The sequence below is a fragment of the Streptosporangium sp. H16 genome (assembly GCF_051918855.1).
Classification (GTDB): domain Bacteria; phylum Actinomycetota; class Actinomycetes; order Streptosporangiales; family Streptosporangiaceae; genus Streptosporangium.
The window spans coordinates 23,191-46,641 of the sequence record NZ_JBPXMD010000022.1; the positions used below are offsets into that span (position 1 = coordinate 23,191).

The window sequence follows — 23,451 nt, forward strand, 5'->3', positions numbered from 1 at the left end:
ACATAGGTATAAGGATGTTTGCTACTCCTTGGCGATTAATCATCTTTAAACGGTAATCAATCTGCCTAATGTCCTTGTCGAATGGCTGGAGAGCGACGTGTTCACGGGGAGAAGGTGGTCCGTACGGCTCCGGCTGACGCTGATCGCCGTCTCCATGACCGTCGTGTCGGGAATCGCCCTCATCGCGATCGCGACGTTCTCCGTTCACGATCTGGCGGGCAGTTTCAAGACCGAGGAGGCGGCGGGCGCCGCGCTGCAGAGCGTCCATCTGGCCAAACGTGGACGATTGCCTCCGGTGGTACCGCCGGGAAAAACCGACGGCATGCAACTGCTGAACGCGAAGGGTGAGATCATCGCGTCGACCCCCAATTTGGTCGGCGCCCCCCGGATGGCGAACTTCGCCCCTCCCGCGACGGGCGTCAGGCAGGACAGGGAGGTATGCGACATCCCCCGATACCCCGGGAGGTGCATGGACGTCGTGGCCTTCCGGATCTACCAGGATGAAGGGGACTGGATTCTCTACGCCGCGGCCGGCCCGGTTCCCTGGCATGTCCATCCCGAGCTGTTCGCCCTCGTCATCGGCGCCTCCCTGGCGATCATGGCGGTGACGGCGGCCGGCACCTACCGGACGGTGACCAGCGCGCTCGTACCGGTGAAGGCGATCGGGCGCGAGCTGGAGGAGATCACCGCGACCGACATCGGCCGCCGGGTACCGGTCCCGGTCGCGCGGGACGAGATCAGAGAGCTGGCCGAGACGATCAACCAGACGCTGGACAGGCTGGAGGCGGCGGCCGAACAGCAGCGCAGGTTCACCTCCGACGCCTCCCACGACCTGCGCAGCCCGCTCGCCGCGATGCGCGTTCAGGTGGAGGAGGCGTTGCACTACCCCGACGACGTCGACTGGAAGGCGAAGACCCGCGCGATGCTCGGCAGTCTGGACCGGCTCCAGGCGATCGTCTCGGACCTGCTGGTGCTGGCCGAACTCGACTCCGGGGTCCCGGCCCGCCACGAGCGGATCGACCTGGGCGCGCTGGTCGGCGACGAGCTGGACAGACGCGAGCGCAGCGTCCCGATCGACAGGGATCTGAAGCCCGGGGTGGCGATCATCGGTAACCGGATCCGGCTGGCCAGGCTGCTGACGAACCTGATGGACAACGCGGAGCGGCACGCCGTCTCCCAGGTCTCGGTACGCGTGAACCTGGACGGCGGAACGGCCGTCATGGAGGTGTCCGACGACGGCGCAGGGATCGCGCCCGCGCAGCGGGAACTGGTCTTCCAGCGGTTCACCCGGCTGGACGCCTCCCGCAACCGGGACGCGGGAGGCACGGGATTGGGACTTCCCATCGCCAGGGAGATCGCCCGCACGCACGGCGGCCTCCTGAGACTGGAGGACAGCACGCGGGGCGCCCGGTTCGTGCTCCGCATCCCCCTGCACCCCGGTCCGGGCGGCGTCCCCCACCCTCCCTCGCCCGACCCCTGACCGCGTCTCCTCCCTGCCCCCTCCCCCTGCCCCCTCCCTGTCTCCTCCCTCGCTCAGCACCTGATCGCGTCCCCTGTCCGCCGCGTCTCCCCGCCACCCCGTCCCGGACGGCGATCCCCCTCCGGGCGCAGGGCCTCGAGCGCGGTCGCCGACCCCCGCCCCTGCCCCTGACGGCGCACCGCGACCCGCTAAGGTTCCCTTGTGGCAAGGGGATTTGGGCGATTACGTCGTGAAGATCTGCTCCGGACCGCCTGCGATGTCATCGCGGCACAGGGGTTCGGTCACACGCGGACCGCTGACATCGCCCAGGCGGCCGGTGTCAGCCAGGCGCTGCTCTTCTACCATTTCGAGACCAAGGAGAAGCTGTTCGCCCAGGCCTTCTCCTACGCCGCCCAGCTCGACCTGGACGCGCTCGTCAAGGTGGAGGAGTCGGGCGGCTCCCCGCTCGACCGGCTGCGAGCTCTGCTCAGGTTCTATCCGCCCAGCGGGAAGTCCAAGTCATGGGCCCTGTGGATCGACGCCTGGGCGGAGTCGATGCGCAACGCCGAGCTTGAGGAGATGTCCCGCAGGATCGACATGCGCTGGAAGGGCGCCCTCCGCGCGATCATCGACGACGGCGTGGTGGCGGGGATCTTCACCTGCGCGGACCCCGAGGGCGCGACCTGGCGGGTCATGTCCCTCATCGACGGCCTGTCCACGCAGGTGACGGTGCACCGGCGGGTGCTCTCGCGGGCGCGGATGATCGAGTTCATCCGGACGGCCGCGGCGGCGGAACTGGGTCTCTCCCTCGCCGAACTGAGCTGAACAGCCCCTTGGGCAGTACGACCAGGAGCATGGCGAGGGCGATCAGCCCCCCGCCGAGGTATACGCCCGTGGTGAGCGGCTCCCCGTACAGCGCCACGGCGAGCGCGGTCACCCAGAGTGGCTGGGCCGACAGGATCACCGCGGCGGACACCGGCGAGACGTGGACCTGGCCCCAGGAGCGGGCCAGGAAACCCAGGGCGCAGGCCACGATCGACAGGTGGCCGAGAATCGCCCAGTCACCCGGCGTCGAGGGCGGGGTCAGGCCGTCCGGCGCGGCGAGGACGCCCGTCATGACGGCGATGGTGCCAAGCTGGATCACCGTGACCGCGTAGGCGTTCTGCCGCGCCTCGGCGGAGTTGCCGAGCACCAGCGTGTGGGCCGCGTACAGGACCGCCGACAGCAGGGTGGCGGCCAGCGCGGGCAGGGCGATGTCACCCTCCGTCCCCCTCATCAGGGTGAACGCGGTCATCGCGGCCATGGCCAGCGCCACCGCCGCCCAGACGCGGACCGAGGTCCTGGCCCCGAGCAGGAACAGCCCGAGAACCGGGGTGATCACCACGTACGAGCCGACCGTGAACCCCGAGACCGACGAGGGCAGATCGTGCAGCGAGACCGCCTGGGCCGTCTGGCCCACGCCGAACAGCAGGCCGAGCAGGATGCCGGTCAGCCAGGTGCTCTCCGACAGCCCTCGCAGGCTTTTCGGGCGGAGAGCGAGCAGCACGAGGGTGGCGATGCCGTACCGCTCGGCGAGAAGGTCCGCCACGGGCATGCGGACGATGAGGTCCTTCATCAGCGGGAAAGCCGATCCCCATGCGGCACTGACGAAGATCAGGAGCACGATTCCCAGGACGGGCCGGGGAGCTACCACTGCCATACCCGAAGGGTTCCATCACCCGCAGCGACCGTAAGGTAACCGATCGGATCGGGAGTGGCATGGATACAACGCTGAGGGAAGGACGCCACACCGGCACGAGGGACCTCATACCCTCACCGGCCCTTCCGCCGGTCTTTCCGCGGGGTGGGCGCCGGGAGCCGGACGCTCAGGGGACCGAGCGGACCTTCCAGACGAGGCCGGCGCCCAGGAGGGCGAGGGCCGCCGAGGTCAGGTAGAGGACGGGGTAGCCGCCGAGACCGGCCACGATGGGGCCGGCGATGACGGGGCCGAGCACCTGGGGGCCGGAGTTGGCGATGTTGATGACGCCGAGGTCCTCGGCGCGCCCTTCGGCGGCGGGCAGGACCTGGAGCGGCCCGAAATAGGCCATCCAGAGCGCCAGGTTGGCCGGCGAGATGCCGGCCACCCACCAGGGCCCCGCCCTGCGTGTCGGCTCGGCGAGCGCCGCGCGGCCGTCCGGCGCGAGGTGGTGGTCAGACGTGGTCACCGGCCACCGCCCTCGGTCCCTGCGCTCCGGGGTCCCCCGTGGCCTTCGCCGTGCCGGTGCCGGGCGCGCCGCCGGGCCGGGGGACGGGGCGCTCGGCCGGGACGATGCCGCACAGCCCGGCGACCTCGTCGAGCGGGACGTCCCCGGCCACGGAGGCGACCAGCAGGGTCTCCAGCCCGCGCAGCAGCGCGTAGGCCGTGGGACGCGGCAGGTAGGCGGTGTCGGCCATCAGGTACAGCTCGCAGGTGTTGGTGGCGGTGCCGGTGGCGAACAGGGCCGTGGCGTCCACCTCGGGCCAGGATCCGACGTGGAAGGTCCTGGTCCGCTCGGTGAGGGCGGCGATCGCGGCGGGGTCGCCCGGTGGCTCGACCGCGGGCAGGTGGGGCCAGTGGCCGACGGTCCTCGCGTCGTTGAAGTAGGCCGACAGGTCCACGGGCCGCCCGCGCTCGCGGCCGATCTCCTCGCGCAGCGCCATCATCCGGTACGGGTCGTAGTGCGCGTTCCGGTAGGCGGTCAGCGCCTGCCGGTGCCCGGCGCGGGCGGCGTCCGCGAACGTTCCACCCGGCAGGCCGAGGACGAAGATCCCGTCCTGTACGGCGCTGCCCGCCATGGCGGCGACCCTGGGGTCGTGCCGGTTGGCCACGATGAGCTGCATGACCACCTCGCGGTGGCCGGTGAGCGCGCTCAGCAGCACCGCGCTCGCCGTGGTCAGCACGCTGGCCGTGCTGACCGACCAGCGCGCCGCCAGCACCTCGGCCGCCGCCGCGGTGGCGGCCGACTCCATGCCGACCTTGACGAACCGCGGCTCCTCCGGCGTCGTACGGGGGAAGTCGAACATGGTCAGAGGCGCCCGCTCCAGGATCGCGCGCCAGTGACGCAGCGTCCGCTCGCCGCGGGCGGCGCCGGCCCCCTCGCGCTCGAAGGCGGCCTGGTCCATCGGCTGCCAGCCGGGAGCGGCCATCTCGCCACCGGCGAGCAGGTCCCGCCAGTCGCGCGCCAGCACCTCCAGGGCCCCGCCGTCCACGGCCAGGTGGGACAGGGTGAGGGCCACCGTCCTGGGACGGCCGTCGACGGTCACGACGGCACAGCGGAACGGCAGGTCGGCCGCGTAGTCGAACGCGGTGGCGGCCAGCCGGACGGAGAGCTCCCTGGCGGCGGCGAGCGGTCTGGCCTCCCCTGCGTCGTACGTCTCGACGGTGAACCGGCCCTGGCGCGCCACGCGCTGGACCAGCCCGCCGGGCGTCTCCTCGTACGTCGTCCGCAGCGTCTCGTGCCGCTCGACGAGCGCGCGCAGCGCCCGCAGGACGGCGTCGAGGTCGCGCCTGCCGTAGACGGGCAGCACCCAGGGCATGTTGAAGTACGGGTCGTCGTCGTCCAGCCACCGGGTGAGCCGCCAGATGGCCAGCTGGCCCCAGCTGAGCGGCGACTCGCCGCCCCGCGCTCCGGTGAACTCCACGGACGTCGCGCCGAGCCGCGCGGGGTCGGCCGTCATCGGGTCCGGCCGATCTCTTCGACGACGCCCGCGCGGGACGCCCTTTCCCATCCGTTCACCAGCGACATCGACATTTCAGGCGCCTTCCGTCCGGTCTGTCGCGGCGGCCTCGAAATGGCCCCGCGGCTCCCTTGTGCTGACTTTTCCCGACCGGCTCCCGAGCAGGGCGTCGACGACGAGCATCCGTCCAGGGATCTCGTGCCCGGCGCGGCGTTTCCGTCAAGAAGGCCCGCGACCCGACACCGGCGCGGGCGAACGGCGCCTTCTCTGCCGCCTCTGCCGCCTCTGCCGCGCGCGAGCGCGGCGAATCGGTGCCGCTGCTCGAAGCGAGGCTAAGGATCACGTGCCGAATTCGTCAAGGTTTAACGGTTGTTTTCCAGCCCGATAAATCCAAGCAAACTATCCCTAAAGGGCTTTTACCAGATAACTCTGCATATTCTTCGTTTTTTGAATGTTTGTCATCCTCATAGTCATTGACTCCGTTCCCCCGGGCTCCTACTCCCCGCCGGGAGGTCCCCGGGCCCCCTCGCCGGGGCGTGACCCTGAGCGGGGGCGCGGGTGACCCGCGCGAGCGCGATTCCCGGGCGGGAGGCCGGGGTGGGAGCATGTCCTTCGTCATGACGATCCCAAAGGAAGGCCACGACCGGTGAGGCGGCTACTCACGGTCCTGCTGCTCGCGTCCGCCGCGCTGCTCGGCGCGGTCGCCCCGGCGCAGGCCCACAACGTGCTGATCAGCAGCGACCCCAAGGACGGTACCGAGCTGGCCACCGGACCCGAGAAGATCACACTCACCTTCGACCAGCCCGTCCGGCAGGGCTTCGCGCAGATCAGCGTGATCGGCCCGGACGGCACGCGATGGGAGGACGGGAAGACCACCGTCGACAGGGCGAAGGTCAGCGTCGCCGTGAAGCCCCTCGGCCCCGCCGGGGTGTACGCGGTCGGCTACAGGATCCTCTCCTCCGACGGCCACCCGGTCTCCAGCAAGATCACGTTCACCCTGACCGTCCCCGGCCAGGGCGGCTCCGGCGGCCCCGGCGGCTCCGCTCAGGCGCCCGCCACCTCCGCCCCGGTGGCCTCCGCCGCCGCGCCGCAGGAGCCCGGCCTGGGCGCCCAGGCCGCCGAGGCCGCGCAGAACGGCGGGGCCGGGATGGCCGTGCTGTGGATCGCGGGCTCCATCGTCCTGCTGGGCGGGGCCACCGTCGTGGCGATGCGCCGTACGAGGGAGCAGGGAGGCACGGGATGACCGTGACCACCGAGCGGGCCGCCGAGGCCGGCACCGCCAGGAGGCTCGTGATCGGCGGGTTCGTCTCCGCGGCCCTGCTGGCCGTGCTGGCCGCGACGGCGCTCGCCCCCCAGGAGGCGGTGCCGGGGATCGCGATCCCCGGGCCGCTGGTGGAGTACGGGCTGCCGGTGCTGCGGGTGCTGCTGGACCTGGCGGCGGTGGCGGTGGTCGGGCTCAGCCTGCTGCCGAAGCTGCTCGGGTTCGACGACCCGGACCGCACCGAGCCGGTGATGCGCCGCGCCCGGCCGATGGCCGTGACCTTCGCCTGGGCGTGGGCGCTGCTGGCGCTGGCCGTCATCGTGTTCCAGACGGCCGAGCTGAACCCCGGCCTGGTCCCCACCCCCGGGATGATCGCCGAGTACGTCGACAGCGTCGGCGCCGGGCAGGGCATGCTCTTCAGCGCCGCCTGCGCGCTGTCCTACGCCGGGATCGGGCTGCTCGCCGTGCGGTACGGCGAGAAGGTGCCGGCCGAGCTGCGGATCGTGATCGCCCTCTTCGGGCTGCTGCCGATCCCGGTCACCGGCCACGCGGTCGACTCGGCCTGGCACGACCCCATCATGATCTCGATGGAGCTGCACGTGATGGGCGCGGCGGCGTGGACCGGCGGCCTGCTCGCGGTCGTCCTGCTGGTCGCCGCGGACCGGGAGCTGCTGGCCAGGGTGCTGCCGGAGTTCTCCAGGCTGGCGACCCTCGCGCTGGTCGTGGTCGGGCTCTCCGGCCTGGTGAACGGCCTGGCCACGATGGCCCTCACCCCGGGGGTCGAGCTGCCCGGGGCCCTGCTGACCAACGAGTACGGCCTGCTGGTCGTGGCCAAGGTCGCGTGCGTGGCGCTGCTGATCCCGTTCGCCGCCCACATCCGCTTCCGCCTGCTGCCGCACATCGCCGAGCGGCGGGCGACGGCGGTCGTCGCGTGGGCGGCGGCCGAGATCACCGTGATGGGGCTGGCCTACGGGGTCGCGGTCGCGCTGACCAGCGCCTCCCTGTCCTGAGCCCGCAGCGTGTGACGGCTGAACGACCATTCGGCGGCCAGCCACAGGACGGCGAGCCCGGCCCCCCCGACCAGCATGGTCGTGGGGGGCACCAGCGGCGGCGCCATGAACATCGAGTGCTGGAAGCGCAGCGCCTGGTCGATGAGGAGGGTGGCGCCGACGGAGCCGACGAGCGCCCTCACCACGGGCATCCTGATCAGGAACGCCAGGTCGACGGCGAGCGCCCCGGCGATCAGGAAGACCGGGATCGCCGAGCGCGGGAAGTCGGCCACGGCCAGGAGCGGCCAGATCAGGGTGCGGAAGACGATGTAGGCGCCGATCACGGCGGTGGCGGAGAACATCCGGCCGATCATCGCGCGGGCGTAGACGGCCACCATGACGGCGGCCATCGCCGCATAGAGCGGGTAGAGCTGGTCGGGAACGGGCAGCGCGAAGTGGAGCGCCACGGCCCTGTCGCTCACCGGCAGCCCGATCTGCTCGGCGGCGAACTGGATCAGGATCGGCTCGGCCTCCGGCGCTCCCCGGTCCCAGGCGGCGATGGCGTACACGCCGTACTCCTGGTGCTGGGCCGGGAACCAGACGTTCTCGAAGAGGAACACGAAGAGCCCGCCGAGGACCAGCGTGCGCGTCCGCCCCGGGACCGCCCGGACGAACCAGCCCCGGATCACGCCGCAGACCATGAAGAGCGTGCCGATGTAGAGCATCAGGTGCGACGGGCTCCACGAGGTGATGTCGAGCCCGTTGATCCGGTGGTTGATCAGGTCCAGCGGGACCGCGACCAGGAAGACGCCCGTGCCCCAGGTGATGAGGCGCTGCGCGAGTTTGTCCACGCCGTAGCCGGTGTAGACGTGGATGATCGTGAGGGCGAGGACGAGGGCGGTGCCGACACTGTTGAGCAGGTGCGGCGGGGCCAGGTCGTCGCGGAGCCACTTGAAGTGCCAGGAGACGTCCCAGGACGCTCCGAGCACCTTGAACGAGAAAGCCACCAGCCACCCGAGATAGAGGAGCCTGAACAGGTCCTCCGGGGTCTCCCTGCCGGCCTTCCCACGCGTCCAATACGGCAGAGCCCACTCAAGGACGGGAGTGGCTCTTCTTCGAAGGCTCTCTACTGGCTTCACGCATCGAAATGATGCCGCTCCTTTACCTCGCTCCGCAATCGGGGACAACCCTGAGTATCGGGACCACTCCCTCCCTCCTGCCCCGCAGGTGATCACCCGCGTCCGGTTCCGCCGCCGGCCGCGGCGGCCCGCCGGCGGTTTGCCCGCGCTTGACCGGCGGGAACGCTCCTGAGAGCGGTCTCAGGAGGCTCTCAGCTCCGATCAGTAGGCTCTCGTCATGCAACGTGGGGGAAAACGGGCCGTCCGGGTCCCGGGAATCACCGTGATCGCCGTGATCGCCGTGCTGGTCGCCGGTGTCGCGGTCTGGCTGGTATGGCCGTCCGAGCCGGACGTACGGGCCCGGAACCAGATGATCACGGTGGTCGACGGGCCGGGTGACGACCAGCGGGTCACCCTGGACACGAGCTTCTTCCCTCCGGCCGGAGGCGGCAGGGCTCCGGCCGTGCTGCTCGCGCACGGCTTCGGCGGCAGCAAGCAGAGCGTCAGGGACGCCGCCGTACGGCTGGCTCAGGACGGCTACGCCGTGCTGACCTGGTCCGCGCGGGGCTTCGGCCGCTCCTCGGGGCAGATCGCGCTGAACTCCCCCGACTACGAGGTCAAGGACGTGCGCCAGCTGGTCGACTGGGTCGCCAGGCGGCCCGAGGTCCGGCTCGACGCGGCGGGCGACCCGAGGGTGGGCGTCGCGGGCGGCTCCTACGGCGGGGCCATCGCGCTGATGGCCGCCGCCCACGACCCCAGGATCGACGCGATCGTCCCGCAGATCACCTGGTACGACCTGGCCGACGCGCTGTTCCCGAACGCCACCGGGCAGGGCCCGGAGAGCGGGGTGTTCAAGCGCATGTGGGCCGGGCTGTTCTTCAGCCGCGGCGGTCCCGCGCCGGGCGCGGCCGGCCTGGCCGCCCTCGGCGGCGGGAGCGGCGCGGGCCGCGAGGAGGACGCAGAGGGCCGCGAGGAAAACGGAGAGGACGGGGCCGGCGGTGCCGGGACGCCGTCCGCGCCACCCCGGCCGCTCACCGCGGAGGAGGTCCGGTGCGGCCGGTTCCTGCCGGAGATCTGTGACATGTACCAGAAGGTGGCGGAGAGCGGCCGGGCGACGGCGGACGCGGTGGCGACGCTGCGCAGGTCCAGCCCGATCTCGGTGCCCGGCAGGATCAAGGTTCCGACGCTGCTGCTGCAGGGACAGCGCGACTCGCTGTTCACCCTGGGCCAGGCGGACGCCAACGCCAGGGCGATCGCCGCAACCGGCGCCCCGGTGGAGGTCGCCTGGTTCGACGGCGGCCACGACGGCGGCAACGGTGAGGTCGACTGGCTGCACGACAGGACGCTCGGCTGGTTCGACCGCCACCTGAAGGAGGACGGAGGGGCCGGCCGGGAGGGCGGCGCCTTCACCGTCACCCGCGACGGCGGACGCGACCCCGGCACCCGGCGCCCGGTCCAGCTGCACGCCGTGGCCGGCGGCTATCCGGGACTGTCCGGCACCGGCCAGACCTCCGTACCGCTCAGCGGACCCGACCAGCAGGTGGCCAACCCGCCCGGCGGATCCCCCGCCTCGATCTCCGCGGTCCCCGGCTTCGGCGGTCTCGGCGGAGGCGCCACCGCGAACCTGTCGATCGACATGGCGGGCCAGAGCGCCACCTTCGACTCCGCCCCGCTGGCCGCCCCGCTCCAGGTCACCGGCAGCTCGACCGTACGGGTGCGGGTGACGCCCGAACCGTCCGCCCCCGCGGCGGGTGACGCCGCAGCGGGTGACGCCGCGGGGAGCGGCTCGGACACCGGCGAGGCGGAAGCGGGGGCCGCCGAGGCCGCCGAGACGCGGGCCGGAAGCGGCGGGACGCGCGCGGCGGATGAGGTGACGCTGTTCGCCAAGCTCTACGACGTCGCGGGCGCGACGCAGGCACCGATCCTGCCCGAGGGGCTCGTCGCCCCGGTCAGGATCGCGATTCCCGAGGGCGGCTCCGGCGAGGCCACCGTGACCCTGCCGGCCATCGACCACAGGTTCGAGGTCGGGCACCGGCTGCGCGTCGCGTTCACCACCACCGACCTCGGCTACAGCACCCCCGCGCCCCCGGCCGTCTACAGGGTCGCCCTGGCCTCGCCGGCCGTGACCGTCCCCACCCACGCCACCCTGCGCACCCCCTCGACCGGCCCCGCCTGGTGGATCTGGGCGCTGCCGCTGCTCTCCCTCGCCGTCGCGGCGGCCCTGCTGCTCGCCGGGCGCCGCCGCGCCGCCGACGAGCACGACCCGGAGCTGGACTCCGTACCGCTGCGGATCCACGGCCTGACCAAGGCGTACCGGAACGGCGAGCTCGCGGTGAACGACCTGTCGTTCACCGTCGAGCACGGCCAGGTGCTCGGCCTGCTCGGCCCCAACGGGGCCGGCAAGACCACCACCCTGCGCATGCTGATGGGCCTGATCAAACCCGACGGCGGCGAGATCCGGATCTTCGGGCACCGGGTGGTGCCCGGCGCCCCGGTCCTGTCCAGGCTCGGCTCGTTCGTCGAGGGCCCGGGTTTCCTGCCGCACCTCAACGGCCGCGACAACCTGGAGCTGTACTGGAAGGCGACCGGCCGGCCCGCCGAGGACGCCCGGTTCGCCGAGGCCCTGGAGATCGCCGACCTCGGCAAGGCCCTGGACCGCACCGTCCGCACCTACTCGCAGGGCATGCGCCAGCGCCTGGCCATCGCGCAGGCCATGCTCGGCCTGCCCGACCTGCTCGTCCTGGACGAACCCACCAACGGTCTCGACCCGCCCCAGATCCGCGAGATGCGCGAGGTCCTGATCCGCTACGCCAGGGGGGGCCGCACGGTCATCGTCTCCAGCCACCTGCTCGCCGAGGTGGAACAGACCTGCAGTCACGTGGTGGTCATGCACCGCGGGCGCCTCGTCACGGCCGGGACCGTGGCCGAGTTGCTGAGCAGCCGCACCCCGGTCAACGGCTCCGGCACCCGCCTGGAAGACGTCTTCCTGGACCTGATCGGAGAGAAGGCGTGAGCGACACCGACGGTGCCCGCGGCACCATGACCGGCGCGACGGGCGACGGCCCCGCGCGAAACGGCGCCCCGGAGAACGGCGTCGCGCGGGGCGGCCCCGCGCGAAACGGCGCCCCGGAGAACGGCCTCGCGGAGAACGGCTCGGCGCGCGGATACGCGCCGGGGCGCACGCTGCCGCTCGCCGTGGAGATCGTCCGGCAGTTCAAGCGGCGCCGCACGCTGGTGATGTTCGGCCTGCTGCTCGCGCTGCCGTGGATCCTGGTGATCGCCTTCAAGGTCGGCGCCGGATCCGGGCAGCCCACCACCACGCTGCGCATCTCCGACCTGGCCACCGAGGGCGGGCTGAACTTCGCGGCCTTCGCCCTGTCGGTGTCGGCGAGCTTCCTGCTGGTCGTCGCGGTGGCGCTGTTCTGCGGCGACACCGTGGCCAGCGAGGCCAGCTGGTCGTCGCTGCGTTACCTGCTGGCCGCCCCGATCCCGCGCGACCGCCTGCTGCGGCAGAAGCTGGTCGTCGCGATGGGCTACTCGGCGGCGGCGGTGATCTGCCTGCCGGTGATGGCCCTGCTGGCCGGGACCCTCGCCTTCGGGTGGAACGACGTCCGGGTGCCGGGGACCGGTGAGACGATCGCCGCCCTGGACGTGCTGCCCCGGTTCGGGGTGGTGATCGGCTACGCCCTGGTCAGCCAGTTCGTGGTCGCGGCCCTGGCCTTCCTGCTCTCCGTCAGCACCGACTCCCCGCTGGGAGCGGTCGGCGGGGCGGTCGGCCTGGTGATCGTCAGCAACATCCTGCAGGCGGTCGAGGCGCTCGGCTGGCTCAGGGAGTTTCTGCCGACGTTCTGGAACACCGCGTGGCTGGACGCCCTGGCCCCGCAGCCGGAGTACGACGGCATGCTCAAGGGGGTGGCCGTCTCCGTCACCTACTCGGCGATCCTGATCGCGTTCGCCTTCCGCCGCTTCCGCGTCAAGGACGTCGTCTCCTAGCCCGTCTCCCGGCGGGGCTCCCAGCAGGGCTCACGGCGGGGCGGCTCACGGCGGGGTTCCCACGGCGGGACCCCGCCCGCGGAGTCATCCCCAGTGGGGAGGGCGGTCCTCGATCAGGCGGGCGTCGTCGTCGGCCTCGCGCCACTCGCTCCAGCCGAGATCGGTGTCGTCGGCGGTCTGGTCGGGCAGGATCGGCAGCCCGTCGTCGGCGAGATCGACGGGACGCAGGTCATCGGGTTCGCGCACTGTCACGCGCTCCATGCTAGCCACCCGCGCCACCCGCGCCCTCCCTCCCGCGGAAAGGTCGCCCTTCGCCCTCGGAGAAAGCCCTCGGAGAAAGCACGGCCCGGGAGAGGATCCGTTTCCTCCCCGGCCATCCTGAAAGCCCGGCCCCGTACCCCGTGACGCCGGGGACAGGCGGGAGCCCAGACGGTACGATGCGGTGGCAGGTTCCGGCTATCCCCCCGTGAGGCGCCATGACAACGCCAGCAGGATGGCGGCGAGACGGCAATCTGCCCAACGAGCTGACCAGCTTCGTGGGGCGCACCAGGTTGCTCACCACACTCCGGCAGCGGCTGGGCGAGTACCGCCTGGTCACGGTGACCGGCATCGGGGGCGTCGGCAAGTCCCGCACCGCCCTGCGGATCGCGCACCAGATACGGGGCGACTTCAAGGACGGCGTCTGGTTCGCCGACCTGGCCCGCCTCCAGGACTCGGGCATGGTCCGCCACACGATCACCTCGGCCCTCGGGATCGCCGACCAGTCCGCCCGCTCGGCGGACGAGACGCTGGTCGAGTGGCTGGGCGACCGCGAGATCCTCCTGATCATCGACACGTGCGAGCACCTGGTCGACGCGTGCGCCGCCCTCTTCGAGGACCTGCTCGGCAACGCCGCGGGGCTGACCATCCTGGCGACCAGCCGCCAGTCGCTGAACGCCAGGGGCGAGCACACGGTCACCATCCCGCCGCTGGCCGTTCCCGGCGACTCCCCTGGCGAGGACATCTTCACCAACGAGGCGGTGCAGCTCTTCGTCGCGCGGGCCAGCGCGGTGGTGCCCAACTTCATGCTGGACGAGTACAACGTCGGCCCGGTGGCCGAGCTCTGCCGCCGCCTCGACGGCATCCCGCTCGCCATCGAGCTGGCCGCGGTCCGGATGCGCGCCCTGTCGGTGGAGCAGATCCTCGGCCTGCTGGCCGACCGGTTCAGCCTGCTCGCGGGAGCCAGCCGCACGGCGCTGCCCAGGCACCAGACGCTGCGGGCCGCGATCGGCTGGAGCCACGAACTGTGCGAGCCGGCCGAGCGGCTGCTGTGGGCGCGGCTGTCGGTCTTCGCCGGGGACTTCGAGCTCGACGCCGCCCGCTACGTCTGCTCGAGCGGCAGCCTCCCGTCCGAGGACATCATGGAGCTCATCTCCAGTCTGGTGGAGAAGTCGATCCTGCTGAGCGACGGCACTCCCTCGGGGCACCGCTACCGGCTGATCGACACCCTGCGGCAGTACGGCGAGGAGTGGCTGGACAAGCTCGGCGAGACGGCCACGATCAGGGAGAAGCACCGCGACTACTACCTGCAGCTGGCCAAGCGGAGCGAGGACGCCTGGTCGGGCGCCCGCCAGGTCTACTGGTACGTCAGGATGCGCCACGAGCACGACAACATCCGCGTCGCGCTCGACCACTGCCTGCGCACCCCCGGCGAGGTGCAGGCGGGGCTGAAGCTGCTGTCCTCCCTGTGGTTCATGTGGGTGGCCTGCGGGCTGGCCCGCGAGGGCAGGCTCTACCTGGAGAAGACCCTGGAGCTGGCGCCCCAGCCGAGCCCCGACCGGTGCAAGGCGCTGTGGGTGCTGTCCTACATCAACAGCGCGCAGGGAAACATCACCGGCGCCATCGAGGCGGCGGAGCAGTGCAGCTCCGACGCCGTCAGGGTCGGCGACTCGGGCGCGGTCATCCTGGCCACCAAGATGCTCGGCACGGCCGCGTTCCTGCAGAACGACCTGCAGAAGGCGAGCGCGCTGCTGGGCGTGGCGATCGAGTTCCACAAGAGCGGGCGCGAGCTCAACCCGGGCCTGCTGCCCTCGATCGTCGAGCTGTCCATGGTGCTGCTCATCCAGAACGAACCGGCCGAGGCCGAGGTGCTGCTGCGCGACTGCATCGCGGTCTGCACCCAGCGCGGCGAGCTGTGGCTGCGCTCGTACGCCATCTACGCGCTCGCCAGCGTGTACCAGGCGATGGGCCGCTCCCCCGAGGCCATGTCGAACGCGCGCGAGGCGCTCCGGCTCAAGCGCTACTTCCACGACGTGCTCGGGATCGGCCTGGCGATCGAGGTGGTGGCCAAGCAGGCGCTGGAGGACGGCCAGGCGGCGCTCGCCGCCCGGCTGATGGGCGGCGGCCAGGCCAACTGGCGGACCTTCGGGATGCCGCAGCTGGGCTCCCCGTTCTTCAACTCCGAGCACGACCGCTGCGTCAAGGAGTGCAAGCGCGTCCTCGGTGAGGAGGCTCACGAGAAGGCCTTCGCCCAGGGCAGGAAGCTGAACCTGGAGGAGCTGATCGTCCTCGCGCTCGGAGACCACGAGGACGGCCAGGTCCTCCAGGGGTGAGCTCGTTCATCCCGCGGGGGGCTTCGGCGCCTCCTGCTGCCATGCGCCCGTGTAGCGGGAGCTGGTCAGCGAGTAGTCGACGCTGCCGCTGATCCAGAACTCCAGGCCGCGCACGTAGGCGAGCACCGCCTCGGAGCCGAGCGCCTCCAGCGAGGGGCGCAGCGCCACCATGTCGGCGATGGCCCGGTTGCGCATGGCTCCGATCGCCTCCATGGCCTGCTGCCGCGAGTAGCCCCGGTGCCTGGCGAGCACGCTCACCAGGTTGTTGCGGGAGTTGGCGCTGTCGCTCTCCTTGGCGTACGAAATGAGGTCGTTGTCCCAGACGACGACGTCGTTGGCGCTCTCGGTGATCGCCTTGACGTCGGGGTGGCGCCACTCCTCGGGGGTGAGGCTGCATCCGCTGGCGAGGTCGATGAGGGCGAAGACGGTGAGCATGGCTCCGGTACGCCGCCGCATGAAGATGTAGTCGTCCACCTTCGGCACGACGTCGGCCTCGCGGTTGGCGGCCTCCCACACCTGGGCGAAGAGGTAGTCCTTGGTGACGGCGCGCCAGCGGTCGAGCTGGTCGTCGTCGCCGTACGTGGAGATCCTGGTCTTGATCTCCAGGAGCGCCCCGGCGAAGACGTCGTCGACCTCCTGGCCGGCCTCCAGGTCGTCGAGGACGGTGAAGAGGCGGGGCAGGGCGCGGGTTATCTCACCGGCGCCGCGGCCCGACTCGCAGAAGGCGTCGTCGAAGGCGAACAGCCACACGCACCAGTCGGTCGCCAGGCGGAGCGTGTGGTGTTCGGCATAGGGGTACGTGCGGGCTCCCAGCCAGCCGTACTTGGCTTGACGGTAGCGCTCGACGGTCTCGGCGTCCTCCAGGATGCCCCTGTCGACGAGCCAGTCGAGGGTCTCGGCGTTGACCCTCTCGACATGGGGGTTGACCTCACTGGGGAAGGGACAGGGTAACGGGGGGATGCGGAGAGATAGGCCTGACCTACGCTTAGTAGTAGTTCCCACCACCCCAGGATGGCTGAAGGTGGCCTGTTTTCCTATACATCAGGAAACACCTGGATATCGTGGTTTCTGAGTTATCGCGCGAACCATTCCAGGTATTCGTGCTGGCCGAACATGCGGGCCGCGTCCGCCGCCGAGGGGGTTCCGGCGTGCGGATCGGCCCCGGCCTCCAGAAGTGCCCTGATCACGTCGGGTTCCTTCTTGAAGACCGCGCCCGCCAGCGGCGTCTGCCCGCGGTCGTTGGCCCTGCCGGGGTCGGCGCCCAGCTCGGTCAGTGCCCGGACCGTTTCCGCGTGGCCGTGGTAGGCGGCGAGCATCAGCAGGGTGTCGCCCCTGTCGTTGGTGAGATCGACCGGGACCCCTGCTCCGACGTAGGCTCGGAGTCGCTCCGTCTCGCCGGACCTCGCCAGGTCGAACAGACGGGTCGCGAACTCCTCGAGCTCAGGGTCAGACTGCATGTGACCCATTGTGCCCCGGTAGGGTGCCGTGTGATCGCCGAGGGTAGGCGGAATTCAGCGGACCCTCCGCGGGTTGAGCTGAAGAGACGACCGACGAAAGGCTGGAAAACGGTGTTCGACCCGACGGATCTCTACCGGCTCAGCGGAGACGTCCCTGAGCTGACCGATCCGGTGCTGCTCTACCACTTCGACGGGTTCGTGGACGCGGGCGGCGCCGGGCGGCTCGCCATCACCCACCTGCTCGACGAGCTGGAGCACCGGGTCGTCGCGACCTTTGACGTGGACCGCCTGCTGGACTACCGCTCCCGGCGGCCCACCATGACCTTCGACACCGACCACTGGGTGGACCTGGAGAGCCCCGAGCTGTCGCTGCACCTCCTGCACGACACCACCGGAACCCCGTTCCTGCTGCTCAGCGGCCCCGAGCCGGACCGGGAGTGGGAGCTGTTCACCGCCGCCGTCGGCACGCTGGTCACCCGGCTGAACGTCGGCAGGCTGGTGACCGTCCACGGCATCCCGATGGCCGTCCCGCACACCCGCCCGCTGGGCGTCACCGGCCACGCCAGCCGCCCCGAGCTGGTCACCGGCCAGACCAGCGCCTTCGGCAAGGTCCAGGTGCCCGGCAGCGTCGCCTCGCTGATCGAGTTCCGGCTCGGCGCCAAGGGGCACGACGCCCTCGGTTACGCCGTGCACGTGCCGCACTACCTGGCCCAGGCCGAATACCCGTCGGCCGCGGTGACCGCCCTGGAGGCGGTCACCAGGAGCACCGGGCTGGTGTTCCCGCTGGAGGGCCTGCGCGAGGCCGCGGAGAAGACCGACGCCGAGATCGCCGAGCAGATCCAGGCCTCCCAGGAGCTGTCCACCGCCATCACCGGCCTGGAGCAGCAGTACGACGCGTTCGCGGCGGGCTCCGAGCGCGAGAGCCTGATGGCCGAGTCCTCGGAGATGCCGACCGGCGACGAGCTCGCCGCCCAGTTCGAGGCGTTCCTGGCCGAGCGTGACGAGCAGCGCGGTGACTGACCTCCGCGCCGGGGACGGGACCGGGCACCCGCACGAGACCCTGACCGCCGGCGCCCTGCCCACCGGCACCCCGTCCACCGGCTCCCTGGCCGCGCGATGACCGACCTGCGCGTGGGCCTCGTCGGGTACGGGGTGGCGGGGGCGTTCTTCCACGCCCCGCTGATCTCCGCGACGCCCGGCCTGAGACTGTCCGCGGTGGTCACCGGTGACCCGCAGCGGGCCGCCGAGGTGTCGGGGAAGTACGGCGCGCGAGCGGTCCGGGACGCGGCCGAGCTGTGGGACTCCGTCGACCTGGTCGTGATCGCCTCCCCCAACCGCACTCACGTCCCGCTGGCGCAGGCCGCGCTGAAGGCGGGCCTGCCGGTGGTGGTGGACAAGCCTCTGGCCGCGACCGCCGCGGAGGCGCGCGCCCTGGCGGAGCTGGCGCGCGATCTGGGCCTGATGCTGACCGTGTTCCAGAACCGGCGCTGGGACGGCGACTTCCTCACGCTCGGGCGCCTGGTCGCGGCGGGCGAGCTGGGCGAGGTCACCCGGTTCGAGTCGCGTTTCGAGCGCTGGCGGCCGGTGCCGAAGGGCGGCTGGCGCGAGACGGGCGGGACCGAGGAGGTCGCCGGGCTGCTGTACGACCTCGGCAGCCACCTGGTCGACCAGGCCCTGCGGCTGCTCGGCCCGGCCGTCGACGTCTACGCCGAGTCTGACGTGCGCCGCTCCGGGGTGAACGCCGACGACGACACCTTCATCGCCGTCTCCCACGCGAGCGGGGCCCGCTCGCACCTGTGGGTCAGCGCGGTCACTCCCCGGCTGGGGCCCCGCTTCCGGGTGCTCGGCTCGCGGGCGGGCTACCTGAAGTACGGCCTGGACGTGCAGGAGGAGCAGCTGCGCGCCGGTCTGACCCCCGCCTCCCCCGGCTTCGGCGAGGAGCCGGCCGAGCGGTGGGGCACTCTCGGCGCGGACGGCGGCGCGGGTTCCGGTGGCTCCGGTGGCGATGTGTGTGCCGTCCCCACGGAGCCCGGCGCCTACGCCGGCTTCTACCGGGCCGTGCTGGCGTGCCTGCGCGAGGGCGCCCCTCCACCGGTCGCCCCCGGAGAGGTCGTCGAGGCTCTCACCGTGCTGGAGGCCGCCCGGCGCTCGGCCGCCGAGCGCCGGGTCGTCGTCCTGGAGAACCCCTAGCCGAGCGGACGGGCTCGACCTGGAGAACCCCTGGTTCGCACGGGCGGGCCCGTCCTGCCGGAGAACCGCTGCCCGCGAGCGGGTTCGCCCTGGGGAACCGCCACGCGCGGGCGGGCTCGTCCTGGGGAACCGCTAGTCGCGCAGGCGGGCGCGGAGGGTCCGCGAGTCGGCCTCGGTCCAGCCGTGCGAGGCGAGCCACTCCAGCGGGCCGCCGAACCGGTCGTCGAGGACGCTCAGGAACTGCTCCATGTACTCCGGCCTCGGGCGGTGGTCGTCGGCCGGGCGGGTGTCGAGGTCGGTGCGGTAGGTGTTGCTGGAGCGCAGCCGCACCAGAATGCCCTCGATGCGGTCGGCCGTGGCGACGTAGTCGTCGACGATCGCCTCGCGGGTGGCGCCGGCGACCTCGAGCGCGAGGGCGCAGAGGACACCGGTGCGGTCCTTGCCCGCTGCGCAGTGGACGAGGGCGGCCCCCTCGTCGCGGGTCATGGCGCGCAGCGCGGCCAGCACCGAGTCGGGGCGGTCGCGGAGGTAGCCGTAGTAGAACCCGGTCACCCGGAGTTCGGCGAGATCCTCCTCGTCCCGCTCGGTCCAGGGCAGCACCTTGTCGCCCTCGATGGTGTCGGCTTCGACGTCGGTGTACACGCCGCCCTCGGCGAACAGGGTGTGGTGGTGGATGCTCACCTCCGGCACCTCGGTGAGCGGCCCCGGTCCCTCCAGGCGCACCTCGGCGCCCGAGCGCAGGTCGACGACGTTGCGGAGTTTCAGGTCGGTGACGAGTTGCCGGACGTCCCGCCCGGTCAGCCCCTGCAGGTTGTCCGACCGGTAGATCCGGCCGAAGCGTGTGGTCCCGCCGTCCACCGTGGCGAGCCCGCCGAGGTCGCGGACGTTGGCGGCACCTTCGAGATCGATCCAACGCGTTAAGTCGTTCATCGCCTTCGAGTTTATACGTCGCTTTACGCGCGGGCAGTTAACACCCGGCGCCGGTTTCCGTAATTACCGATGTCCTCATATGCCATCCATAAATGCGCCATACCTCTATCTATAGGGGACAGTGGAAGGACCCGCCGGTACCCCGTCACGAGGAGGTCGCGTGGATCCGAGGAGACGCCCCCCGCACCTGCTGATCGATCCGGCCCTGCCCGACCCGATCTCCTCGGTCTTACGTGCCAGCCCGCAGGCACTGCGCGCGGCCCGGCTGGGACAGGTCCCCCGCCGCGGCGGGCCCGACCCCGTCAAACTCATCGCGATCGCCGGGCTCCTGCTGCTCATGGCGAGCCTGAGCGCCACGGTGGGCTTCATCGCCGTCCTCGTCCTGATCTCCTTCTCCGCGCTGCGCGGCCTGAGCGACGACCCCGAGAACCGGCGGGAGCGGCGGCGCGTCCGGGTGGCCATGGAGCACAAGGACAGGTTCATCCTGCCGGAGGACCTCGACGACGACTGCGGTGACCTGCTGCGCCGCACGCAGGACGCCACCGAGGCGGTCCTCAACTCCGAGATCAACCGGGCCCGCCTGCTCGACACGATCGACAACGCGGTGACCCTGCCCGACCAGACCTGGCAGATCGCCAGGAAACTGGTGCGGCTGTCGGACATGAGGTCCGAGCACAACCGGCTCGTACCGGGCTCGCCTCCGCCCGAGGTGGCCGAGGCCTTCACCCCCTACGTCAAGGCCCTGGAGACCGCCGAGATCTCACTGACCAGGCGGGTCCGCGCGCTGGAGGAGTACGCCAGGCAGGTCCGCAAGGCCGACGGCGTCTACCGCGCCTACCGGCAGCTCCAGGTGCTCGCCGAGCGGACCCCGCAGTACGAGGCGCTGGTCGCGGAGACCGCGGAGGACGCGCTCACCCTCCCCGGGCTGGAGCACCTGACCGAGCAGGCCCAGCAGGTCAGGAAGCTGTTCCACGAGAGCATCGACGAGGCGCGCGACGCCGCCCGGCACCTGCTGACGGCCGCCGAGTCCTGACGCCCCGGCTCCCCCGGCCGCGCGTACGCTCCCAGCCGTCCGCGCGGCGGGGAGCCCCAAAGTGCCGTCCGTCCCCGCGTACGCTCTCAGCCTTCCGCGCGGCGCAAGAGCTCCAGGGTGCTGTCCATCCCCGCCTGATTGCCAAGGCTGCGGTAGATGCTCCGGGCCTGCCGCAGGACGGAGACCGAGGCCTCCCGGTCCCCCGCCTCCAGGTGGGCCTCCCCCAGGTAGCGCAGGCTCCTCGCCATCCACCAGCGGTCGCCCAGCTCCCCGAAGTCGTGCACCGCCCGCAGGAGCGACTCCTGCGCCTCGCGCGTGCGGCCCAGCCGCCCGTGGGCGCGCCCCGCCGACAGCTCGGACCTGGCGACGCCCCAGGAGTCGCCGAGCGCGGTGAGCATCTCGGTGGCCCGGCGCACGTAGGTGAGCTCGCGCAGCGCGTTGGCCGGGTTGCCGACCTCCCCGGCCGCGCGCAGGCACCTGGCCTCCTCCCACAGCTCCCCCCGCAGCCGGAACATCTCGGCGGCCCGGTCCAGGCTGAACCCGGCCCTCGCGAACTCCTCACCCGCGGCGCGGACGTCGCCGGCGGCGTGCAGTTCCCTGGCCGTCGCGCCGAGCACCTCGCCGTACGCGCGCAGCGTCTGTGCCTCGGAGTAGCGGTTGCGGTCGCGCTCGAACACCGCCAGGGCGTCCTCCAGCAGCTCCCGCGCCTCCTTCGGCCTGCGCTGGGCGAGCCGGAGCTCGGCGAGGTTGCGCTGGGTCCTGGCCACCCACCAGCGGTCGTCCTCACCCTTGAAGGCGGTGATGGCGCCGATGAGGTGGCCCTGTCCGCGGTCGAGGTGGCCGTCGTTGAACAGGGCCATGCCGACCGCGCGCATCGCCCGCGCCGCCCACCAGGTCTCGCCGAGGTCGATGAAGATCTCCAGTGCCCGCTCCGCGTCCGTCCTGGCGCTGCGGTGACCGCCCTGCCCGCCCGCCACCGCCGACCGGTCCAGCAGCGCGATGCCCACCGCCCGCGGGTCGCCCATGTGGTCCGCGGCCTCGCACAGGATCTCGGCGACCGCCCGCCAGTCGGACCAGTAGGCCCGCAGGGAGTGGCAGAGCGAGCAGAAGGCCCGGCCGAGTCCCCAGGCCAGCTCCCACATCTCCATGCTCCTGGCCTGGCCGATCGCGGCGACCAGGGTGAGCCGCTCGGCGTTGAGCCAGTCGGCCGCCGAGGTCTGCTCACGCGTCGCCGCCGGGGCGGGCTCCGCGCCGGTGGGCTTGGCCCTGCGCCCCCAGTCCTGGGGCCAGCGGGCCACTGCCGCGGCCTCCGCGCGGCGGCGGTAGCCGGACAGGACCCGCTCGACGGCCGCCCTGCGGTGACTCTCGTCGTCGTCGGACAGCGCCAGCTCACGGGCGAAGATCTTGACGAGGTCGTGCAGCCGGTAGCGCATCACCCCGGACAGGTCGATGCCCGAGCACTCGGCGAGCTGGGCGTCGATGAGCGCCTCCAGCTGGTCGGCGCCCTCGGGTTCGGAGGTGGCGAGCAGTTCCCCCGCCACCCAGCCGGGCACGTCGGGGGCGCTGACCATGCTGAGCAGCCGCAGCAGGCGGCGCTGGAGCCCGGTGCAGTCGTCGTAGCTCAGCTGCAGGGAGGCGCGCACGCTCTTGTCCAGCCTGCGGCCGATCTCCAGTTGGCCGAGGCGGCTGCGCTCGTCCCTCAGCCGGTCGGCGAGGCGGCGCAGGGTCCAGTTCTCCCGGGTGGCCAGGCGCCCGCCGCAGATGCTGATGGCCAGCGGCAGGTGGTCGCACATCCGTACGATCTCCTGGGCCGACTCCAGGTCGGCGGCGACCCTGTCGTCCCCGGCCAGCCGCGCCAGCAGCTCGACGCCCTGCGCCTCGCTGAACACCGACAGCCGCTTGTCGTAGGTGTTGAGCAGGAACAGCGGCTGCCTCGACGTGACCATCACCGCGCAGCCGGCCTCGGCCGGGATCAGGTCCTTGACCTGGTCGCCGTCGTGGGCGTTGTCCAGGCAGATCAGGATGCGCCTGCCCTTGGTCCAGGTCAGCCAGAGCGTGCGCAGCTCGGCCAGGCCGCCCGGGTCGGTGGTGAGCCGCACGCCGAGCGCGCGCAGGAAGCCGATCAGCACCTCCTCGGGAACGACCGGAGCCTCCACCTCGCCGCGCAGGTCGGCGTAGAGACGCCCGTCGGGGAAGCTGCCGGCGATCTCGTGCCCGAACCTCGCGATGAGCATGGACTTGCCCACCCCGCCCCTGCCGTACACCGAGACGACCAGCGGCGAGGCGCTCCCCGCCTGGTCCCGGGCGCGGCGGCGCTCGGCGAAGACCTCGCGCAGCTCGGCCAGCGACTCGGTACGGCCGGTGAAGTGCGCGGAGACCGGCGGCCACTGGTCGGGCGGACGCCACGGCGTCCCGGCGACACCGGCGTCCCGCTCCCCGGACCGCGAGCCGGCCGTCGCCCAGGTGAGCAGGCCGACCAGGAGACCGGCGACCGCGGTGACGCCGACCTTGGCCTCGGTGGGCAGGTCCCACACGTCCAGCGAGGTCGCCAGGATGCTGGCCACGGCCGCGGTGAGGCCGGCCGCGGCGGGCGCCGCCAGCGGGATCCTGCGTCTCGGCGGTTTCGGCGGTTTCGGCGGTTTCGGACCATGCTGGTCAGGTACGTTCGACGGCCCGGCCATCCACACCCCTCGGCGAAGACCACGGCACGCCGCGGTCCCCGTCCCGGCCGGCG

General features: G+C 71.9%; 19 protein-coding genes. 10 read left to right on the plus strand and 9 right to left on the minus strand.

Annotated features, from left to right (window positions below; all coding sequences use genetic code 11):
* Positions 1–97: 97 nt before the first annotated feature.
* Positions 98–1,480: a sensor histidine kinase gene (locus tag ACTOQ2_RS30470; protein ID WP_440104237.1), complete on the plus strand. Its 1,383-nt coding sequence runs from the start codon at positions 98–100 to the stop codon at positions 1,478–1,480.
* 201 nt (positions 1,481–1,681) lie between these two features.
* Positions 1,682–2,284, plus strand: coding sequence for a TetR/AcrR family transcriptional regulator (locus tag ACTOQ2_RS30475; protein WP_440104238.1), 603 nt, complete (start codon positions 1,682–1,684; stop codon positions 2,282–2,284).
* Here the strand turns inward: ACTOQ2_RS30475 and ACTOQ2_RS30480 are convergent.
* From ACTOQ2_RS30480 to ACTOQ2_RS30490, 3 genes are all read right to left on the minus strand, one after another.
* Positions 2,229–3,158, minus strand: coding sequence for a DMT family transporter (locus tag ACTOQ2_RS30480; protein WP_440104239.1), 930 nt, complete (start codon positions 3,156–3,158; stop codon positions 2,229–2,231). The two genes, ACTOQ2_RS30475 and ACTOQ2_RS30480, sit on opposite strands and share 56 nt — an antisense overlap.
* Positions 3,159–3,324: 166 nt before the next feature.
* The gene (locus ACTOQ2_RS30485) at positions 3,325–3,663 is read right to left on the minus strand and encodes a hypothetical protein (RefSeq protein ID WP_440104241.1); all 339 of its coding nucleotides are present in this window, start codon (positions 3,661–3,663) and stop codon (positions 3,325–3,327) included.
* The gene (locus ACTOQ2_RS30490) at positions 3,650–5,155 is read right to left on the minus strand and encodes a condensation domain-containing protein (RefSeq protein ID WP_440104242.1); all 1,506 of its coding nucleotides are present in this window, start codon (positions 5,153–5,155) and stop codon (positions 3,650–3,652) included. Before ACTOQ2_RS30490 ends, ACTOQ2_RS30485 begins: the two co-directional genes overlap by 14 nt.
* Positions 5,156–5,801: 646 nt before the next feature.
* Between ACTOQ2_RS30490 and ACTOQ2_RS30495 the strand changes: the two genes are divergently transcribed.
* Both ACTOQ2_RS30495 and ACTOQ2_RS30500 read left to right on the plus strand, forming a co-directional pair.
* Positions 5,802–6,398 carry a copper resistance CopC family protein gene (locus ACTOQ2_RS30495; RefSeq protein WP_440104244.1) on the plus strand — a complete coding sequence of 199 codons (597 nt, stop codon included), beginning with the start codon at positions 5,802–5,804 and terminating at the stop codon, positions 6,396–6,398.
* Complete coding sequence (locus ACTOQ2_RS30500; RefSeq protein ID WP_440064423.1) at positions 6,395–7,426, plus strand: copper resistance D family protein; 1,032 nt, start codon at positions 6,395–6,397, stop codon at positions 7,424–7,426. Before ACTOQ2_RS30495 ends, ACTOQ2_RS30500 begins: the two co-directional genes overlap by 4 nt.
* On the opposite strand, the gene ACTOQ2_RS30505 is transcribed toward ACTOQ2_RS30500, so the two are convergent.
* A complete protein-coding gene (locus ACTOQ2_RS30505; protein WP_440064424.1) occupies positions 7,384–8,544 on the minus strand; it encodes a hypothetical protein in 1,161 nt (386 codons plus the stop codon). The genes ACTOQ2_RS30500 and ACTOQ2_RS30505 overlap by 43 nt on opposite strands.
* Positions 8,545–8,761: 217 nt before the next feature.
* Here ACTOQ2_RS30505 and ACTOQ2_RS30510 point away from each other — a divergent pair, with 217 nt between their 5' ends.
* Positions 8,762–11,536, plus strand: coding sequence for a CocE/NonD family hydrolase (locus tag ACTOQ2_RS30510; RefSeq protein WP_440104246.1), 2,775 nt, complete (start codon positions 8,762–8,764; stop codon positions 11,534–11,536).
* Positions 11,533–12,516, plus strand: coding sequence for an ABC transporter permease (locus ACTOQ2_RS30515; RefSeq protein WP_440104248.1), 984 nt, complete (start codon positions 11,533–11,535; stop codon positions 12,514–12,516). The genes ACTOQ2_RS30510 and ACTOQ2_RS30515 overlap by 4 nt, the downstream gene beginning before the upstream one ends.
* An 84-nt stretch (positions 12,517–12,600) precedes the next feature.
* On the opposite strand, the gene ACTOQ2_RS30520 is transcribed toward ACTOQ2_RS30515, so the two are convergent.
* Entirely contained in the window at positions 12,601–12,768 is a 168-nt protein-coding gene (locus ACTOQ2_RS30520) for a hypothetical protein (RefSeq protein WP_362682527.1), read from the minus strand.
* 224 nt (positions 12,769–12,992) lie between these two features.
* On the opposite strand from ACTOQ2_RS30520, the gene ACTOQ2_RS30525 reads away from it, so the two are divergent.
* The gene (locus ACTOQ2_RS30525; protein ID WP_440104250.1) at positions 12,993–15,107 is read left to right on the plus strand and encodes an ATP-binding protein; all 2,115 of its coding nucleotides are present in this window, start codon (positions 12,993–12,995) and stop codon (positions 15,105–15,107) included.
* Between the two features lie 6 nt (positions 15,108–15,113).
* Here ACTOQ2_RS30525 and ACTOQ2_RS30530 read toward each other — a convergent pair whose 3' ends face one another.
* Positions 15,114–16,109 carry a 4-epi-cubebol synthase gene (locus ACTOQ2_RS30530; protein ID WP_440064431.1) on the minus strand — a complete coding sequence of 332 codons (996 nt, stop codon included), beginning with the start codon at positions 16,107–16,109 and terminating at the stop codon, positions 15,114–15,116.
* 71 nt (positions 16,110–16,180) lie between these two features.
* Complete coding sequence (locus tag ACTOQ2_RS30535) at positions 16,181–16,573, minus strand: ankyrin repeat domain-containing protein (protein WP_440064432.1); 393 nt, start codon at positions 16,571–16,573, stop codon at positions 16,181–16,183.
* A 102-nt stretch (positions 16,574–16,675) separates the two neighbouring features.
* On the opposite strand from ACTOQ2_RS30535, the gene ACTOQ2_RS30540 reads away from it, so the two are divergent.
* Both ACTOQ2_RS30540 and ACTOQ2_RS30545 read left to right on the plus strand, forming a co-directional pair.
* Complete coding sequence (locus ACTOQ2_RS30540) at positions 16,676–17,584, plus strand: proteasome assembly chaperone family protein (protein ID WP_440064434.1); 909 nt, start codon at positions 16,676–16,678, stop codon at positions 17,582–17,584.
* Between the two features lie 96 nt (positions 17,585–17,680).
* Positions 17,681–18,754 carry a Gfo/Idh/MocA family oxidoreductase gene (locus ACTOQ2_RS30545; RefSeq protein WP_440104251.1) on the plus strand — a complete coding sequence of 358 codons (1,074 nt, stop codon included), beginning with the start codon at positions 17,681–17,683 and terminating at the stop codon, positions 18,752–18,754.
* Between the two features lie 132 nt (positions 18,755–18,886).
* Here the strand turns inward: ACTOQ2_RS30545 and ACTOQ2_RS30550 are convergent, their stop codons facing one another.
* Positions 18,887–19,684, minus strand: coding sequence for a tyrosine-protein phosphatase (locus ACTOQ2_RS30550; RefSeq protein ID WP_440064437.1), 798 nt, complete (start codon positions 19,682–19,684; stop codon positions 18,887–18,889).
* A gap of 160 nt (positions 19,685–19,844) precedes the next feature.
* Here ACTOQ2_RS30550 and ACTOQ2_RS30555 point away from each other — a divergent pair, with 160 nt between their 5' ends.
* A complete protein-coding gene (locus tag ACTOQ2_RS30555) occupies positions 19,845–20,717 on the plus strand; it encodes a hypothetical protein (protein ID WP_440104252.1) in 873 nt (290 codons plus the stop codon).
* A gap of 86 nt (positions 20,718–20,803) precedes the next feature.
* Here ACTOQ2_RS30555 and ACTOQ2_RS30560 read toward each other — a convergent pair whose 3' ends face one another.
* Entirely contained in the window at positions 20,804–23,281 is a 2,478-nt protein-coding gene (locus tag ACTOQ2_RS30560; protein ID WP_440104254.1) for an NB-ARC domain-containing protein, read from the minus strand.
* Positions 23,282–23,451 lie beyond the last annotated feature (170 nt).